The organism is Rahnella victoriana, from assembly GCF_021276285.1.
Taxonomy (GTDB): domain Bacteria; phylum Pseudomonadota; class Gammaproteobacteria; order Enterobacterales; family Enterobacteriaceae; genus Rahnella; species Rahnella victoriana.
In genome coordinates, this window is record NZ_CP089919.1 from 2,964,972 (window position 1) to 2,983,137 (window position 18,166).

The 18,166-nt window shown below is 55.4% G+C and carries 16 protein-coding genes; 13 read left to right on the plus strand and 3 right to left on the minus strand.

Annotated features, from left to right (window positions below; translation table 11 throughout):
• Nucleotides 1–5: 5 nt before the first annotated feature.
• Nucleotides 6–1,283, minus strand: a complete 1,278-nt coding sequence (fadL, locus tag J9880_RS13845) for a long-chain fatty acid transporter FadL (RefSeq protein WP_131694030.1) — start codon at nt 1,281–1,283, stop codon at nt 6–8.
• 418 nt (nt 1,284–1,701) lie between these two features.
• On the opposite strand from fadL, the gene J9880_RS13850 reads away from it, so the two are divergent.
• The 4 genes from J9880_RS13850 (at nt 1,702) to sixA (ending at nt 6,776) form a co-directional block, all read left to right on the plus strand.
• Nucleotides 1,702–2,034, plus strand: coding sequence for a YfcZ/YiiS family protein (locus J9880_RS13850; protein WP_095925185.1), 333 nt, complete (start codon nt 1,702–1,704; stop codon nt 2,032–2,034).
• Nucleotides 2,035–2,361: 327 nt separating this feature from the next.
• The gene (fadI, locus tag J9880_RS13855; protein ID WP_195817402.1) at nt 2,362–3,675 is read left to right on the plus strand and encodes an acetyl-CoA C-acyltransferase FadI; all 1,314 of its coding nucleotides are present in this window, start codon (nt 2,362–2,364) and stop codon (nt 3,673–3,675) included.
• Nucleotides 3,672–5,873: a fatty acid oxidation complex subunit alpha FadJ gene (gene fadJ / locus J9880_RS13860; protein WP_408637205.1), complete on the plus strand. Its 2,202-nt coding sequence runs from the start codon at nt 3,672–3,674 to the stop codon at nt 5,871–5,873. The genes fadI and fadJ overlap by 4 nt, the downstream gene beginning before the upstream one ends.
• Nucleotides 5,874–6,287: 414 nt before the next feature.
• Complete coding sequence (gene sixA / locus J9880_RS13865; RefSeq protein ID WP_095922889.1) at nt 6,288–6,776, plus strand: phosphohistidine phosphatase SixA; 489 nt, start codon at nt 6,288–6,290, stop codon at nt 6,774–6,776.
• 212 nt (nt 6,777–6,988) lie between these two features.
• On the opposite strand, the gene smrB is transcribed toward sixA, so the two are convergent.
• Nucleotides 6,989–7,528: an endonuclease SmrB gene (gene smrB / locus J9880_RS13870; protein ID WP_095925184.1), complete on the minus strand. Its 540-nt coding sequence runs from the start codon at nt 7,526–7,528 to the stop codon at nt 6,989–6,991.
• Nucleotides 7,529–7,731: 203 nt separating this feature from the next.
• Here smrB and prmB point away from each other — a divergent pair, with 203 nt between their 5' ends.
• The 6 genes from prmB to J9880_RS13900 all read left to right on the plus strand — a co-directional run bounded on the left by prmB (nt 7,732) and on the right by J9880_RS13900 (nt 12,492).
• The gene (prmB, locus tag J9880_RS13875) at nt 7,732–8,664 is read left to right on the plus strand and encodes a 50S ribosomal protein L3 N(5)-glutamine methyltransferase (RefSeq protein ID WP_095922888.1); all 933 of its coding nucleotides are present in this window, start codon (nt 7,732–7,734) and stop codon (nt 8,662–8,664) included.
• A gap of 77 nt (nt 8,665–8,741) precedes the next feature.
• Nucleotides 8,742–9,827, plus strand: a complete 1,086-nt coding sequence (aroC, locus tag J9880_RS13880) for a chorismate synthase (RefSeq protein ID WP_095922887.1) — start codon at nt 8,742–8,744, stop codon at nt 9,825–9,827.
• An 86-nt stretch (nt 9,828–9,913) separates the two neighbouring features.
• Nucleotides 9,914–10,687: a penicillin-insensitive murein endopeptidase gene (gene mepA, locus J9880_RS13885; protein ID WP_095925183.1), complete on the plus strand. Its 774-nt coding sequence runs from the start codon at nt 9,914–9,916 to the stop codon at nt 10,685–10,687.
• Between the two features lie 44 nt (nt 10,688–10,731).
• The gene (locus J9880_RS13890; RefSeq protein ID WP_119822594.1) at nt 10,732–11,532 is read left to right on the plus strand and encodes a sulfite exporter TauE/SafE family protein; all 801 of its coding nucleotides are present in this window, start codon (nt 10,732–10,734) and stop codon (nt 11,530–11,532) included.
• A 99-nt stretch (nt 11,533–11,631) separates the two neighbouring features.
• Nucleotides 11,632–12,189: an elongation factor P hydroxylase gene (locus J9880_RS13895; protein ID WP_131694026.1), complete on the plus strand. Its 558-nt coding sequence runs from the start codon at nt 11,632–11,634 to the stop codon at nt 12,187–12,189.
• Between the two features lie 24 nt (nt 12,190–12,213).
• Entirely contained in the window at nt 12,214–12,492 is a 279-nt protein-coding gene (locus tag J9880_RS13900; RefSeq protein ID WP_013574543.1) for a YfcL family protein, read from the plus strand.
• Between the two features lie 73 nt (nt 12,493–12,565).
• On the opposite strand, the gene mnmC is transcribed toward J9880_RS13900, so the two are convergent.
• Complete coding sequence (mnmC, locus tag J9880_RS13905) at nt 12,566–14,596, minus strand: bifunctional tRNA (5-methylaminomethyl-2-thiouridine)(34)-methyltransferase MnmD/FAD-dependent 5-carboxymethylaminomethyl-2-thiouridine(34) oxidoreductase MnmC (protein ID WP_095922884.1); 2,031 nt, start codon at nt 14,594–14,596, stop codon at nt 12,566–12,568.
• A gap of 169 nt (nt 14,597–14,765) precedes the next feature.
• Here mnmC and fabB point away from each other — a divergent pair, with 169 nt between their 5' ends.
• The 3 genes from fabB to J9880_RS13920 all read left to right on the plus strand — a co-directional run bounded on the left by fabB (nt 14,766) and on the right by J9880_RS13920 (nt 18,158).
• On the plus strand, nt 14,766–15,986 hold the full coding sequence (fabB, locus tag J9880_RS13910; RefSeq protein ID WP_095922883.1) for a beta-ketoacyl-ACP synthase I: 1,221 nt from the start codon (nt 14,766–14,768) through the stop codon (nt 15,984–15,986).
• A 159-nt stretch (nt 15,987–16,145) separates the two neighbouring features.
• On the plus strand, nt 16,146–16,631 hold the full coding sequence (locus tag J9880_RS13915) for a DUF2946 domain-containing protein (protein WP_095922879.1): 486 nt from the start codon (nt 16,146–16,148) through the stop codon (nt 16,629–16,631).
• A gap of 87 nt (nt 16,632–16,718) precedes the next feature.
• Entirely contained in the window at nt 16,719–18,158 is a 1,440-nt protein-coding gene (locus J9880_RS13920) for a PepSY-associated TM helix domain-containing protein (protein WP_095922878.1), read from the plus strand.
• The last annotated feature ends 8 nt before the right edge of the window (nt 18,159–18,166 follow it).

Sequence of the window (18,166 nt, forward strand, 5' to 3'; positions counted from 1 at the left end):
GCTTATCAGAAGCTATAGTTAAAGTTCGCGCCATACAGCATCGCGGTGCCTTTCGCTTCGAACTCATAGTTCGGCACACCGTCTGCCACTTTCTCGCTGATATTCACTGTCTGGCCGTGCATATAGGAGACACCGACATCCACTGACGCATCTTTATTGAAGGCGTAAGTGGTACCCGCGGAAATCCAGAAGCGATCCTGATCCGGGATAGAAATGGTGCGGTTATCTGCCGGAACCGGGCTGTCATCGAAGGCGATACCGGTACGGAAGGTCCAGTTCTCGTCGTAGTAATACGTGGTACCCAACGCGATGCGGTACGCATCATGGTAGCCTTCGTCTTTCTGGAACAGGGTCTGACCGTCAGAACCGGTGGCTTTCAGCTCCTGGAACTGGCTCCAGCTGGTGTAAGCCAGGCTGTAGTGAATCGCCCATTTCGGTGCGACTTTGTTATAACCGGACAATTCCCACATTTCTGGCAGGTTGAGGGTCAGAGAACCCGGAACGGTATGACCGCCCGTGCCGCCTAACGCCTGCGGAATGCCGTTGCGGTATTCGCCGTCAAAGTCGATTTTCACTTCTGAACGGTAGGTGAAACCGTAACGGTTATTATCATCCACTTCATACAAGATACCGGCGTTCCAGCCGTAGCCCCATTCGTTACCTTTCAGCTTGGCGGCTTCCGTGTCGGCTGGCAGCAGGCCACCCGTTTGCAGCGGAACCAGCTCACCGGCGGTACGACGGATTTTCGCTTTCGCGTAGACGGCATCAAAGCCGACACCGAAGCTGAAATTCTGGTTTAAACGGTAAGCGACACTTAAGTTAGTGTTGATGGTGGTGAGGTCTGTTTCACCGCCGATCGGGCCTGCCGGATAATTATCACTGAATTCTGTTGCCAGCCCGTAGTTGGAGGTGGCGGATGCGCCGACCGCCCACTGATCGTCCAGAGGCATAATAAAGTGGATATTCGGCACCCACTGATTTGGCGCAATATTATCATCACTGGTGCTGGCACCGGTGACCGGGGATTTCCCCGTCACGCTGACGTCCGGGTCGACATAAATCGCGCCTGCCGAGAAGGAAGGGCGATCGAACATGGTCATGGTTGCCGGGTTACGGCTACCGGACGCTGCGGTGTCAGCGATAGCGCCTTCACCAGAGAAGGAGCGACCTAAGCCCGCAGCGGTATATTCATTTAACTGAAAACCTGCTGCATATACGTTGGAGGAAACAATTGCCACTGCAGCTGCCAGAGCTGATCTTTTAAACAGGTTTTTCTGGTTCATGACCAAAACCTCAATTTTATGTTTTTTATCAAACAATGTTACATGACGTAACAATGAGCGCGGGATTGTAGGGTCCGTTATCAGTCTGACAAATCAGACCAGTGAGCGAAGTATAGGTCTGACCTGTGGTGTAGTTGCAATAATGTTTCATTGATATTTCTTACTTGATGCAAGAAATTGGATCCACTTAACAAAAAACCAACAATAAAAGTTCAATTAAGAAACGTTAAAGTGAGAAGGCAGACTTAGTTTTAACCGATTGCTTGCATTTACGTGATCTGGATCACCCCAAAGCCACATAAAAAGTAAGTTGTCGTGTGTTGTCAGGGCGGTGGCGTAAAATACAGGCTGAAAATAAATTCTTTATTCGCAAACAGGCCAGACGGTGGATGTTGCCGTTGATGCCGGGGAGAAAATGATGTCTGACGTAACTATGTCCTCTAAATCCACCCAACCTCTGCATTCCATCAACAAATGTGGCGCGGAAGAAACCGCCGCCTGCTGTTGTGTTGATGTGGGTACCATCATGGACAACACCGATTGCACCGCCTCTTACAGCCGCGTTTTCGAAAATGAAGCACAGGCGAAAGAAATGCTGCAAACCCTGACCGAACGTGCGCGCGATGTAGAATCCGAGCCATGCGAGATCACCAGCCGTCTGGAAAAAGTCGAAGGCGGCGTTGAGCTGAATATCGATTTCACCTTTAGCTGTCAGGCTGAGACCATGATCTTCCAGTTAGCCTTGCGCTAATCCCCGTCATACTTTGAGCCGCAGATGCGTTGGCTGCACTCAGTAACCCGAATCACTGACTTATGTCAGCTCATCGGGATTACCTCGATTGCCGCCTTTCTGAGACTCAAATTATTTAGGGGAAGTTTTAAATTGTAATACCGCTTATATAAGCGGTATTTTTTTGTCTGCTATTCCTGCCAGTCACTTTTCTTCTCCTTCTTATTTCAGAAAAATTTGCTGTTGCTCTCACTTCACTGCCTTTCGCTTTGCCAAATGTAAATACATGGTTAAAACTGAGTTATCAGGTCTGACCTCTTAAGACCCTATTTTTTCTCAGGAGCGTGTATGAACAAAGTCATTCCACTGGTAACGCGTGAGGGCGATCGCATTGCGATTGTCGATGGCTTGCGTACGCCGTTTGCGAAACAGGCCACCGCCTATCACGGCATTCCTGCTGTCGATCTCGGCAAGATCGTGGTCAGTGAGCTGCTGGCAAAAAGTGGGATAGACCCGAAAGACATCGACCAGCTGGTTTTCGGCCAGGTGGTGCAGATGCCGGAGGCGCCGAATATTGCGCGTGAGATTGTGCTGGGCACCGGCATGAATGTTTCGACCGATGCCTACAGTGTGTCGCGCGCCTGCGCCACCAGCTTTCAGGCGGTAGCGAACGTGGCGGAAAGCATTCTCAGCGGCACGGTCAGTGTCGGGATCGCGGGCGGAGCGGATTCCTCCTCGGTGTTGCCGATTGGCGTCAGTAAACGTCTCGCCCGCGCACTGGTGGACGTGAATAAAGCGCGCACGCTGTCGCAGCGCCTTTCCATTTTCAGCAAACTGAAACTGCGCGATTTACTGCCGGTGCCACCGGCGGTCGCGGAATATTCCACCGGTTTGCGGATGGGCGATACGGCCGAGCAAATGGCGAAAAGTCATCACATCAGCCGTGCGGAACAGGATGAGCTGGCGCACCGCTCGCATACACTGGCCGCGCAGGCGTGGGAGCAGGGGTATCTGACCTCTCAGGTGATGGCCGCGCAGGTGCCGCCGTACCGCGAGGTGCTGCAAAAAGACAACAATATTCGTCTCAACTCTGAAATCGGCCAGTACGCGAAATTGCGTCCGGCGTTTGACCGCAAACACGGCACGGTCACTGCCGCCACCAGCACGCCGCTGACCGATGGCGCGGCGGCGGTGCTGATGATGAGTGAATCGCGTGCGCGGGAACTGGGTCTGAAACCGCTGGGTTATCTGACAAGTTTTGCCTTCGCCGCCATCGACGTCTGGGAAGATATGCTGCTCGGCCCGGCTTATGCCACGCCGCTGGCGCTGGATCGCGCCGGACTGACGCTGGGCGATCTGGATCTGATTGATATGCATGAGGCGTTCGCGGCGCAGACGCTGGCGAATATCAAAATGTTAGCCAGTGATGAATTTGCCCGTGAAAAACTTGGTCGCAGTCAGGCGGTTGGCGAAATTGACTGGGATAAATTCAACGTTCTGGGCGGTTCGCTGGCGTACGGGCATCCGTTTGCCGCAACCGGCGCACGAATGATTACGCAAACGCTGCATGAATTACGCCGCCGTGGCGGAAAATACGGGCTGACCACAGCGTGCGCGGCGGGTGGCCTGGGCGCGGCGATGATTGTGGAGGCTGCGCAATGAGGGACACGATGGAAAACCGACAACCCGCAGAAACCGAAGCGACTGAACCGGTTTCCGCTTTCTCACTGATGTTTACCGCAGAACATATCGGCATCATCACTATTGATGTTCCGGGCGAAAAGGTGAACACCTTAAAGGCTGAATTTGCTCAGCAAATTTGCGCCATTTTGCAAAAAGCGCAGCAGTATCCGAATCTGAAAGGTCTGGTGCTGATTTCCGGCAAGCCGGACTCGTTTATTGCCGGTGCCGATATCACCATGATTTCCGGTTGCAGGACGGCCGCCGAAGCCAGTGAACTGGCGCAGAAAGGTCAGACGGTGATGTCGCACATTGCCTCATTTTCTGTGCCGGTGGTGGCGGCCATTCACGGTGCCTGTCTGGGCGGCGGACTGGAGCTGGCGCTGGCCTGTCATTCCCGCGTGTGCTCGCTGGATGACAAAACCCAACTTGGTCTGCCGGAAGTGCAACTGGGTTTACTGCCGGGTTCCGGCGGCACGCAGCGCCTTCCGCGTCTGATCGGCGCGCCAAAAGCGCTGGAGCTGATGCTGACCGGTCGCAGCGTTCGCGCCAAACAGGCGCTGCGGATGGGGCTGGTGGATGATGCCGTTCCTTACTCTATTTTGCTGCAAACGGCGCTGGAGCGTGTCGCGAAGGGGCGTAAATCGCGTCCGCCATTACCGTGGCAGGCGCGGCTGGCAGGGGGGCCGCTGGGCAAAAGCGTGCTGTTCCATTTAGTGCGTAAACAGACACGGGCGAAAACCCACGGCAATTACCCGGCCACCGAAAAAATCATTGATGTGGTAAGAACCGGGCTGGATCAGGGCAGCGGTAACGGCTATCAGGCCGAAGCCAACGCGTTTGGCGAACTGGTGATGACGCCGGAATCCGCCGCGTTGCGCGGGCTGTTTTTTGCTTCTACTGCGCTGAAGAAAGAAAAGGGCGGAGACGCCGAACCCCTGCCGGTGCGCCGTGTGGGCATTCTCGGCGGCGGCCTGATGGGCGGCGGTATCGCCAACGTGACCGCCACCAAAGCCGGTCTGCCGGTGCGCATCAAAGACATTAATCACGAAGGCATCCGCCATGCGCTGAAATACAGCTGGGATCTGCTGGAGAAAAAAGTGCGTCGCCGCAGGCTGACCCGCAACGAGCAGCAGCGTCAGATGATGCTGATTTCCGGCACCACCGATTACAGCGGGTTTGCGCGCATCGATATCGTGGTGGAAGCCGTATTTGAGGACTTGTCACTCAAGCAATCAATGGTGGCAGAAATCGAACAAAATGCCGCGCCGCACACAATTTTTGCCTCAAACACCTCTTCCCTGCCGATCCATCGCATCGCAGAGCAGGCCGCCAGACCCGAACAGGTCATTGGTCTGCACTATTTCAGCCCGGTGGATAAAATGCCGCTGGTGGAGGTGATCCCCCACGCAGGCACCAGCGCACAGACGATTTCCACCACCGTGGCGCTGGCGAAGAAACAGGGGAAAACAGCGATTGTGGTGGGCGACAGCGCCGGATTCTATGTAAACCGTATTCTTGCTCCTTATATCAATGAGGCGGCCCGTTGCCTGCTGGCCGGAGAACCTGTCGATCACATTGACAGCGCGCTGGTGAATTTCGGCTTCCCGGTCGGACCGGTTCAGTTACTGGATGAAGTCGGGATTGATGTCGGCACCAAAATCGTACCCATTCTGGAAGAGGCGTTTGGTGAGCGGTTTGCCGCACCGTCCGGCTTTGATGCGGTGCTTAAAGACGACCGCAAAGGGCGTAAAAACGGCAAAGGTTTCTACCTTTACAGCCAGAAAGGACGGGCGGCGAAGAAAAAACAGGTCGATCCGTCGGTCTATCGCCTGCTGAATGTCACGCCAAAAGCGCAGCAACCGGAAGAAGAGATCGCCCGCCGCTGCGTGATGCTGATGCTCAACGAAGCGGTACGATGCCTCGATGAGAACGTGATCCGCAGTGCCCGCGATGGCGATCTCGGGGCTGTGTTCGGGATTGGTTTCCCGCCATTCCGCGGTGGCCCGTTCCGTTACATCGAATCGCTGGGTGTGGCCAATGTGGTGAAAACCCTTGAGCAGCTGGCGCAGCAATATGGCGAACGTTTTGCGCCCTGCGAAGGATTATTACGTCGCGCAGAGCAGGGGGAAGGATTCTGTTCAGCGCGCGAGGCACGCGAAAAGGTCAGTGAAGTGTGATTGCGGTCACTGCTTATTGCTGAATTTCGCGCGAATCTGGAACAGATCCTGCTTGCAGCCAGACATATGCCGGCGGGATCTTTTTTATGGTGAGGCTGACTTTGTACAGAAACAAAGCCAAACGATTGATCTACAACCCGAGTGGTTAAATAATCAGCACAATGGTTTACAACCGGTAAGGGTTGGTGTAAAAAACAGCGTTTTCTTTACGTGAACTTTCAGGCAAAATGCCCGACCGCTGATGCTTACCATGCAAAGCATGTGGGCACAGCGCGTTAAGTGGATGTACTGCCTTACAGCTATCTTGTAATGAGAACGGTCACCTCTGCGGTGACTGACATGCTGGGCAACGGGTGATACAGCACGCAAGGCGTTTCTGTATAGCGCTATTTTTGTTAACAAAAGCGGTGCAATATGCAAGTTGTAATTATGCGTCACGGTGATGCAGTTCTCGAAGCTGCAAGCGATTCAGTTCGCCCGTTAAGCGAATGCGGATGTGACGAATCAGTACATATGGCTGCCTGGCTGAATGGCCGTGGCGTCAACATTGACCGTGTTCTGGTCAGTCCGTACCTGCGTGCGCAGCAGACACTTGAAAAAGTGCGCCAGTGTCTGGCTCTGCCTGAAAACGTTGAAATTGATATTCTGAAAGAGCTGACGCCGGGCGGTGATCCTGCTCTGGTCGCCAGTGAACTGCAACATCTGGCGCTGACCGGCGTCAGTGCCGTGCTGGTGGTCTCTCACCTGCCGCTGGTCGGTTATCTGGTGGCAGAACTGTGTCCGGGCGTCTGCCCGCCGATGTTTGCCACATCAGCCATGGCCAGCATCGAGCTGAACGGGGAAACCGGTCAGGGGACGTTTGACTGGCAGTTCAGCCCATGCCAGGTCATGGCCAAAGTATAATCCCCGTCATACTTCGCATTGCAGATGCGTTGGCTGCGCTCACTTACCCCGGTCACATAGTTATCTATGCTCCCGGGGATGCGTTCACTTGCCGCCTTCCTGCAATCCGAATTATTTAGGGGATCTGTTCTGAGACAGACAGTTCAGCGACAGACAAAAGAAAGGCACAGCTCCGGCTGTGCCTTTCTCGTTTCTGGTGGTTGGGGTAGGGGTCAGCTGATTTTGTCGTCCAGCTCCACCAGCACCAGCAGGGCGGCGGTGCCACCGAGTTCTTTCGGGGCCTGATGGAAGGCTTCGACGTCAGGGTGCTGTGCCAGCCACAGCGGCGTTTGCTGTTTGAGAATATGCTTGCCGTGACCGTGCATGACGCAGGCGCAGTGGACATGTTCGCGACGGCAGGCGGCGATCAGCGCGCCCAGTTCCTGTTTGGCTTCTTTCTGCGTTAAACCGTGCAAATCGAGAAACAGCTCGGGTGAGTAATCGCCGCGCCGCAATTTTTTCAGTTCAAAATGACTGATGTCTGGCCGGATGTGACGAACCGGGCCTTCTTCCTGCAACATCGGCTGGAATTCATCAGAAAAATAATAACTTGCGTCCACCTGCTCCTGAATCAGCTTTTTAGGTGACAGTTCGGCCACCTTTTTCCGTGGCGGACGGTGAGTAATCGTATCGTTTTTCAGGCGCTTGACGCCCGGTACGGCCTCGCGGAATAACGCGGCTTCTTCCGGGCTGAGCAGGTGTTTTTTCTTCATCTTTTCATCGTCATTTTCGCTCAATTCACACAGTGTACCTTCCGTCGCCCTGCGGTTTAAAGAAAACTCAGGGTTAAATTCTTCGAGACATCGCGCAAGTGCGTTGACTAGCTGCTGATTTGTGGCGGGCTTCGTGGCAAACTATGCGGCAAATAATGGGTTAAACGTCTGTTAAAAACCCGTGCACTGCCTGGAGAATAAAATTGGACAAAATTTTCGTCGACGAAGCTGTCAGTGAACTGCATACCATTCAGGATATGCTGCGCTGGACCGTCAGCCGCCTGAACGCGGCCAATGTCTATTACGGTCACGGCACCGATAACCCGTGGGACGAAGCAGTGCAACTGGTCTTGCCAAGCGTGTTTTTGCCGCTGGACATTCCTGAAGATATGCACACCGCGCGCCTGACCTCCAGCGAGCGTCACCGTATCGTTGAGCGTGTGATCCGCCGCGTTAACGAGCGCATCCCGGTGGCCTATCTGACCAATAAAGCCTGGTTCTGCGACATGGAATTTTATGTCGATGAACGCGTTCTGGTGCCGCGCTCGCCGATTGGTGAACTGATCACCAACCGTTTCTCCGGCATCCTGAGTGAGCAACCGCAGCACATTCTGGACATGTGTACCGGCAGCGGCTGTATCGCTATTGCCTGCGCTTATGCATTCCCGGAAACCGAAGTTGACGCTGTCGACATTTCTGCCGATGCGCTGGCCGTGGCAGAACGCAACATCGACACACATGGCATCGAGAACTGGGTTACGCCAATCCGCTCTGACCTGTTCCGCGAACTGCCTCCGCTGCAATACGACCTGATTGTGACCAATCCGCCGTATGTGGACGAAGAAGACATGTCAGATCTGCCGCAGGAATATCGCCACGAGCCGGTTCTGGGTCTGGCTTCCGGCACTGACGGTCTGAAACTGACCCGCCGCATTCTGGCCTGTGCGCCGGATTACCTGACCGACAACGGCGTGCTGATTTGTGAAGTGGGCAACAGCATGGTGCATCTGATGGATCAATATCCTGAGATCCCGTTCACCTGGCTGGAATTTGAAAACGGCGGCGACGGTGTCTTTATGCTGACCAAACAGCAACTCCTCGATTGCGCGGAAACATTCCACGCATACAAAGACTAAAAGTCGCCTCTGACAATGATGGCCGGCATAGCGCCGGCTATTCTGCAATCCATCAACATAATGGTTAAGGAGCCGTGATGGCAGGGAACAGTATTGGGCAGTTTTTCCGCGTCACCACTTTTGGCGAATCCCACGGTGTGGCACTGGGCTGTATTATTGACGGCGTGCCGCCGGGCATTGCGCTGACCGAAGCAGACCTGCAACACGATCTCGACCGTCGTCGTCCGGGCACTTCGCGTTACACCACGCAACGCCGCGAAGCCGACGAAGTGAAAATTCTGTCGGGCGTGTTTGAAGGCGTGACCACCGGCACCAGCATCGGTCTGGTGATCCAGAATACCGATCAGCGTTCGCAGGATTACAGTGCCATCAAAGACGTGTTCCGTCCGGGACATGCGGATTACACCTACGAGCAGAAATACGGCGTGCGCGATTACCGTGGCGGCGGCCGTTCTTCTGCCCGCGAAACCGCCATGCGCGTGGCGGCGGGTGCCGTGGCGAAGAAATACCTGCTGGAAAAATTCGGCGTTAAGGTGCGCGGTTATATGTCCCAGATGGGCGATATCACCTGCGAGCTGAAAGACTGGGATCTGGTCGAAACCAACCCGTTCTTCTGCCCGGATGAAAGCAAGCTGGAAGCGCTGGACGAACTGATGCGCGCGCTGAAAAAAGAAGGCGATTCCATCGGTGCCAAAATCACGGTTGTGGCGGATCACGTGCCGGTCGGTCTCGGCGAGCCGGTGTTTGACCGTCTGGATGCCGATCTGGCGCATGCGCTGATGAGCATTAACGCGGTGAAAGGCGTGGAAATCGGTGACGGTTTTGCTGTGGTTGCCAAACGCGGCAGCGAGAATCGTGACGAAATCACACCGAACGGTTTTGAAAGCAATCACGCGGGAGGCATTCTCGGCGGGATCAGCAGCGGTCAGCCGGTGGTTGCCCATCTGGCGCTGAAACCGACGTCCAGCATCACCGTTCCGGGTCGCACCATCAACCGTGAAGGTGAGCAGGTAGAGATGATCACCAAAGGCCGTCACGATCCCTGTGTCGGTATCCGCGCGGTGCCAATCGCTGAAGCGATGATGGCGATCGTGCTGATGGATCATTTGCTGCGTCAGCGCGCTCAGAACGGCGACGTCCATTCCACCGTGCCACGCTGGTAATCCAACCGATGAAATCCTCACGTACGCTTCCTGTGTTTCGTGCTGTCTGCGCCAGTCTTCTGGCGCTTGCACTGTGCGCCCCTGCGATGGCGGCCACGCCGTGGCAGAAAATCACCCAGCCGGTTGCCGGTGTCCCGCAGGCCATTGGCAGTTATGCCAATGGCTGTCAGGTAGGCGCGCAGCCATTGCCGCTGAATTCGTCTGATTATCAGGTGATGCGCACCGATCAGCGCCGCTATTTCGGGCAACCGGATTTGCTGGCGTTCATCACCCGTCTTGGCACGCAGGCGCAGCAAAAAGGGCTGGGCACCATGCTGATCGGCGATATGGCGATGCCTGCGGGCGGCCGATTCAGCAGCGGTCATGCCAGCCATCAGTCGGGGCTGGATGTGGACATCTGGCTGCAACTGCCGCGTCAGCGCTGGAGTGAGCAAATGCTGCTCAGGCCGCAACCTATCGATCTGGTCAGCGCCAATGGCAAATCCATTGTGGCAAGCCAGTGGCAGCCACGCATCGAAACGCTGATCAAAATGGCGGCGCAGGATAAAGACGTGGTGCGGATTTTCGTCAACCCGGCCATCAAACAGCAACTTTGCCTCGATGCCGGAACGGATCGCGAATGGCTGCATAAAGTGCGTCCGTGGTTTGGTCATCGTGCACACATGCACGTACGTCTGCGTTGCCCGGTCGGTAATCTGGAATGTGAAAACCAGGCACCGCCGCCGCCGGGAGATGGCTGTGGTGCGGAACTGCAAAGCTGGTTCCTGCCTCCGAAGCCTTCGACAGGCAAGCCGGTGAAAAAAGAGCCGCCTCCGCTGCCGCCGTCATGTCAGGCGCTGCTGGATAAACACGTTCTTTAACAGGTTTCACTTACTCTTCGCCATGCATAGCGAGCTGACAGAAAATGGACTGGTTGATTGTTGCCCCGTGGGTTCTGGTTGTTTTATTTTTCGTTGCACTTTTTGCCGGTTTCATTGATTCCATAGCAGGTGGCGGCGGGTTGATCAGCCTGCCTGCCTTGCTCGCGGCGGGGGTTCCTCCGGCGCAGGCGATTGCGACCAATAAACTGTCATCGATAGGCGGGTCTTTTTCCGCCAGCCTGTACTTTGTGCGGCGCGGGGTGGTGGATCTCAATGATCAGAAACTGAATATCGCCTGCACCTTTGTCGGTTCGGTGATCGGCGCGATCCTGATCCAGCATCTGCGCGCCGACATGCTGCGTCAGGTTCTGCCGCTGCTGATCATCTGCATCGGCTTGTATTTCCTGCTGACACCGCGTCTGGGTGAAAGCGATCGCGCCAGACGTTTGAATGCGCTGCCGTATGCGCTGGTGGCGGGGGGCTGCGTCGGTTTCTACGATGGCTTTTTCGGCCCCGGTGCCGGGTCTTTCTACGCACTGGCTTTCGTGACCTTATGCGGGTTTAATCTGGCAAAAGCCACGGCGCATGCGAAAGTGCTGAATTTCACCTCCAACTTTGGTGGCCTGTTATTTTTCATTCTGGGCGGCAAAGTGGTGTGGGTGCTGGGTTTTGTGATGATGGCAGGGCAGTTTATCGGCGCACGGCTGGGCGCGCGGATGGTGCTGAGTAAAGGCCAGAAGATGATCCGCCCGATGGTGGTGGCCGTTTCCGTCGTGATGAGCTGTAAGTTAATTTATGATAATCACGGCACTGAAATCATGCACTGGTTAAGCCTGCATTTATAATGTCAGGAGCAGCAAAATGCTTGCCTGAGGTCATGAAATCGGGTGTTTAAACAAGGGTATATTGTCGCCCTTTCTCACTTACTGAGTTTCACAGCTTTTATGTCAGATTCGACTGCAACACATAACTATCATCAATTGATCGACATTTTTGATTCCTGCTTCTTTGAGGAATTCAACGTTCGCTTAGTCAAAGGCGACGACGAGCCGATCTATCTGCCTGCCGATGAACAGGAATCCTTTAACCGCATTGTGTTCGCGCACGGTTATTACGCCAGTGGTATGCATGAAATCTCCCACTGGTGCGTGGCCGGTGCTGAGCGTCGTAAACGAGTGGATTTCGGCTACTGGTATTGCCCGGACGGCCGCGATGCGCAAACACAAAGTGAATTCGAGAAAGTCGAAATCAAACCCCAGTCTTACGAATGGTTGTTCTGCGCGGCGGCAGGTTTCCGTTTCAATGTCAGTTGCGACAACCTGAGCGGCGATTGCGAGCCGGACCGCGTGGGTTTTCAGAATAAAGTGCGTGAAGAAGTGTTGCGTATGCTGGAGCAAGGCATCCCTGAAAGACCGGCGCGCTTTATTAACGCGTTACAATCGTTTTACAATACGCCCCCTTTGACGCCTGCGGACTTCCCGGCGTTGCAGCCGATTGAATAAATACCGGATACGAGAGGAAGAGTAATGATCGCAGAATTTGAAACGCGGATTTTAACGCTGATCGACGATATGGTTGAAAGCGCCAGTGACGACGAACTGTTTGCCAGTGGTTATCTGCGGGGCCATCTGACTGTCGCCGTGGCAGAAGCGGAAGAAAACGGTGAACACACCGCCGAAGCGCTGAAACTCCGTGTTCAGGACGGCCTGGACAAAGCCATCAAAGCCGGTGAACTGTCGCCGCGCGATCAGCTTCTGGTGCAGGGGATGTGGGAAAATCTGTATCAGGCATCTCTCCCTCAGTAATCTCTTTTCAGTAAAAAAAAGCGCAGCGACGGGTTAACCGGCTGCGCTTTTTTATTGCCTGAGAAGGGACGGATTAATGCGATTCGACCGGGCGGCCTTTCAGCAGTTTTCTGACCCACATGCGGTTCGGGTTCAGCGCCGACAGTGTGTCGCTGTCCAGAGGTATCGGTTCACCGGCTATCTGCGCCGCCAGAATTTCTGCGCCGAGCGGGGCAGAACTGAGGCCGCGTGAGCCGAGTGCGCCAAACAGGAACAGGTTTTCATAGACCGGCGCTTCTGCAATCGGGCGATGACGCTGAATGTCCAGATCCAGCTTTTTATAACTCTCCAGCAGGGCATCGTAATCCGACACCGAACCGATCATCGGCAGATGGTCACGGGTGGCGCAACGCACACCATTTCGCGCCTCGCCTTCGCTGACATCCACCTCATGCGGCCATTGCTGTTCCGGCAGGCAGCTGATCAGACGCTGACGGTTTTGTTGCTGATCCTCTTCCCGGTAATCCGTGCATTTATCCGCACGGTGATAGCTGGCACCGATGCAATGATGCTGATTTTGCGGGCTGACCGGCGTCATATACCCGTCGTAACACAACACTTGTTTCAGCTTACTCAGCGACGAAGTGGTCGGGATATGCGAAACCTGACCGCTGACCGCGTAAACCGGCAGTTTTTCACTCTGACTGAAATCGGTAATGTCCGCGCCGTTGGCCAGCACCACCGCCTGATGACGCGCAACATGGCCGTCGGCAAAGGTCAGCGCCCACTGAGACTCTGCGTCGGAATTTAACGCTGTCACGCGCTGGCGATAATGCACCGTTAAACCCTGTGTTTCGGCCAGCGCAATCAGCGAAGCCGTCAGCTGTGCCGGACAAAGCCACGCGCCGAGCGGATAGGTCACGCCGCCGCTGCCGCAGGGCAATCCGCACAACGCCTCCACGTCTTCTTCCGTCAGCCCTTTTGCCAGATCTTCCGGCCAGCCGCCGCTGATAATGCCGTCAATTTTGCCCTGACTTTTTTCGTCATAGCCGAGCTGCGTGACGCCACTCCAGCCGTGGTCGAAAGGCACATCCCACTTTTCGAGCTGCGCATACTGGCGGCGGGCGAAAGTGAAAGCGTGAGCAAAGAAGTTTTCCAGCGTGTCGCCGCGGCCATTGAGCAGCGGATATACCGCGCCCTGACGGTTACCGGAAGCGCCAAGTGCCGGTTTTTCATCAGCGCAATACAGCGTGACTGCGTAACCACGGCGTAGCAACGCCAGCGACAACACGGCGCTGGCCACACCGCCGCCGATTACCGCAAATTCTGTGGCATTTTTCGCCGCCGGGCGCGCATACCACGGCGCAGGATGAGGTACGTCAATGCCTGCCGGTAACGCGCCCGCTAACATATGCCGTTTTTCGCCGAACCCCGGCACCTTACCGATGTCAAAACCGGCGTCCTGCAATCCCCGGCGGACAAAACCGGCCACGGTGAAGGTGGCAAAGGTGCCTTGCGGACGGGTCATTTTCGCCATAGAGCGGAATAAATCTTCCGTCCACATATCCGGGTTTTTGGACGGGGCAAAGCCGTCGAGAAACCAGGCGTCAACCTGCTGATTCATACTGGTGTCACATGCCGGAAGCAGGGTAGTCACATCACCGAACCACAGGTCCAGCGTGATGCGTCCGCCTGCCAGTAACAGGCGGTGACAGCCGGAAAAGGCCATCGGCCATTGTTCGCAAAGCTGTGCGGAATACGCAGCGAGTTCGGGCCACTGCGTGTGCGCTGTCGCCAGATCACGGGCAGATAACGGGAATTTTTCGTAGCTGATGAAATGCAGACGTTGCAGCGTGGCGTCGGGGTGTGCTTCGCGGAAGGCGTCAAAGGCCTGCCACAGCGACAGAAAGTTCAAACCGGTGCCAAAACCGGTCTCCGCGATGATACACAGCGGGCGAGGGTGCGCGGCAAAACGCGCCGGAAAATGGTTGCCGTTGAGAAAAACATGACGGGTTTCCAGCAGGCCGTTCTGGTTGGAAAAATAGACGTCATCAAAATGTCGGGAAACAGGTGTACCCTGTTCGTTCCAGCTTAATTCGGCGGGCGTGATCGGGTTATGGCTCACGTGAAACTCTCTCAGTTCAAGGCGATGCCGGAGTTTAACGCTGCGTTTGACCCTGCGCAAATTTACCACGATTTACACAAGGAATTGCTGATCGGACTTGTTCGGCGTACAACTGTACGCTAGAGTGCGTGACGAAATCCCAAATGGTGAATAGTACAAGAGGTATTAAATGAAACGTGCAGTGATTACTGGCCTGGGTATCATCTCGAGCATCGGTAACAACAAGCAGGAAGTTCTTGCATCTCTGCAGGAAGGTCGCTCTGGGATCACCTTCTCGCAAGAGCTGAAAGATGCCGGGATGCGTAGTCACGTCTGGGGTGATGTCAAATTAGACACCGCAGGCCTTATCGATCGTAAGATTGTGCGTTTCATGAGTGATGCCTCGATCTACGCTTACCTGTCCATGCAACAGGCGATTGAAGACTCCGGTCTGACTCCTGAAATGGTCTCCAACGAACGTACCGGCCTGATTGCAGGTTCCGGCGGCGGTTCTCCACGCAACCAGGTTGCGGGTTCCGACGGTATGCGCGCCAAAGGGCTGCGCGGCGTGGGTCCTTACATGGTGACCAAAGCGATGGCCTCCGGCGTGTCTGCCTGCCTCGCGACGCCGTTCAAAATTCGCGGTGTTAACTATTCCATCAGTTCTGCCTGCGCCACCTCTGCACACTGCATCGGTAACGCGGTAGAAATGATCCAGCTGGGCAAACAGGATGTGGTGTTTGCCGGTGGTGGTGAAGAACTGTGCTGGGAAATGGCGTGTGAATTCGATGCCATGGGCGCACTGTCCACCAGCTACAACGAAACTCCAGACAAAGCTTCCCGTACCTACGACAAAGCGCGTGACGGTTTCGTTATCGCAGGCGGCGGCGGTATGGTTGTTGTCGAAGAGCTGGAACACGCTCTGGCCCGTGGCGCACACATCTACGCAGAAATCGTTGGCTACGGCGCAACGTCTGACGGCGCAGACATGGTGGCACCATCCGGTGAAGGCGCAGTGCGTTGCATGAAAATGGCAATGAACGGCGTGGATACCCCAATCGACTACGTTAACGTGCACGGAACATCAACTCCGGTCGGCGACGTGAAAGAACTGGGTGCTATCCGTGAAGTGTTCGGCGATAAAACCCCGGCACTGTCTTCCACCAAAGCCATGACCGGTCACTCTCTGGGTGCCGCTGGCGTTCAGGAAGCGATCTACACCCTGCTGATGGCAGAGCACGGCTTCATCGCGCCAAGCATCAACATCGAAAACCTCGATGAGCAGGCAGAAGGCATGGACATCATCACTAAACCGACTCAGCGCGAGCTGACGACGGTGATGTCTAACAGCTTCGGCTTCGGTGGCACCAACGCCACGCTGGTCATGCGTAAGCTGAAAAACGACAAATAATCTCCGTCGTTAATACCTGAATAAAAGCCTGCTTCCGAGCGGGCTTTTTTGTATCCATCATCCTTCAAGCCGCCTTGATGCAACTCGAATGATTTTGGATATGTTTCTCTACAATTCAGGTACAATTTCGCCGCTTCTTATTTTCACCTTGTTGACATAATGCTCTCACTCAGACACATCCATCATCGACACCTGCACTTCCCGGCCTGGCTCGGGATGGTGGCGATACTGATGTTGTTTATTGCGCCGGTGATTTCCAAATCACGGGTGGCAGAGGGTGCGCAGCATATGATGATGCCCGGCATGATGATGTCCGATATGGACATGGAGATGCCGGACGCAGATATGGCTGACATGAATATGTCAGGCCATCACTCATCATCGATGGAACATTGCGACAAGCAAACCTGTAAATCCGCGCCGCACGATGCCGTTAAGGCGCTGCTTGCCGGTGACATGAGCGATGCCGCCTGCGGATATTGCGTGCTGCTGGTGCATCTGCCGATGCTTGATTTACAGGCCATGCCGATGCTGTGGTCGCTGGATTTCTCCAGCCGTGCCCCTCCGCGTGCAGTCATACAACGTCTTATCCCTTCACTGTTCTTCACGGATTCCCAACCCCGCGCACCGCCCGTTTTTTCATAACCGCGTAATACAACATTTCTCTTCAGGTTAACCGCCAGACTGACAGCGGTTGACGGCGTGCTATTTGAAATTTTGGGATCCGTATTTATGAACCAACCTGTCTATCCGGCTAAAAAACTGCCTGCGCAGGCGGCTTTTCTGGCGCTGTTGCGCCGCTTACATTTCTATATTGGTCTGTTTGTCGGGCCGTTTATTTTTGTCGCCGCACTCACCGGCACCCTGTATGTGCTGACGCCTCAGTTCGAAAATTACCTCTATGCTGATGCGCTGTTTACCCGCTCAGAAGGCACCGCACAGCCGTTATCACGTCAGGTGGATGCGGCGCAAAAAGTGGCCGGTCAGGAGAAACAAATTTACGCCGTCAGACCGGCGCCGTCTGCCGGGGAGACCACGCGGGTGATGTTTTCTGATCCGCAACTTGGGGCATCCAAAACCCGGGCGATTTTCATCGATCCGGTCACGCTGGCGGCGAAAGGCGATATGACGGTGTACGGCACCAGCGGCATTCTGCCGTTCCGTACCTGGCTGGACGATTTGCATCGCGGCCTGTTACTCGGCGATGCGGGACGCGTTTACAGCGAGCTGGCCGCGTCATGGTTATGGGTGGCGGCGCTGGGTGGTGTGGTGCTCTGGTTTACCGGACGTCGCCAACCCCGTCAGTTGCGTAAGGTCAGCGGGAAAGTGGAAAAACAGCAGCACAGCCGTCGCTGGCACAGCACGCTCGGCCTGTTGTTACTCGCCGGATTGCTGTTCTTCTCGGCCACCGGTCTGACCTGGTCACAATGGGCGGGGGACAATATCAGCGTACTGCGCGCGTACATGGGCTGGATGACCCCTGCGGTGAACACCCGTCTGGACGGGCAAACAGTGGCAGCACCGGCTGACGAACATGCGGAGCATCATGCGCAGATGGCCGGTATGCCCGGCATGGACATGTCCGTGCACGCAATGCCTGCGGTAACGGTTTCCGCACAGACTTTCGACGCGGTACTTCAGGCGGCGCGGGAGTCTGGCATCACGGCAGATAAGATTGAAATCCGTCCGTCCGGGGACGCCGGAAAAGCCTGGACGGTGACGGAAGTCGATCGCCGCTGGCCGACGCAGGTAGATGCGGTTTCGGTGAATCCTCGCTCAATGCAGATTGTCGATCACGTGCGGTTTGCTGATTTTCCGCTGCTCGCCAAGCTGACCCGCTGGGGCGTCGATGCCCATATGGGGATTTTATTCGGCGTCTGGAATCAGGCCATTCTGGTGATTTTTGGTGCCGGATTATGCGTGATGATTGCCTGGGGATATCGCTTGTGGTGGCTGCGCAGAAGCGTCAGCAACGACGGCAGCAATCCGGCGGTGACGCTGCTGCAAACCTGGACATCGCTCCCGTTCAGCCTGCAATGTCCGGTGTTTGTCATCACGCTCGGGCTGGCGATTTCATTACCGGTGATGGGCATCAGCCTGCTGATTTTCCTGCTGATCGATGTTATTCGCTGGCAGCGGCGAATTTCTTCGGGTAACGTCAGCGCATTCTGATCAGCGAA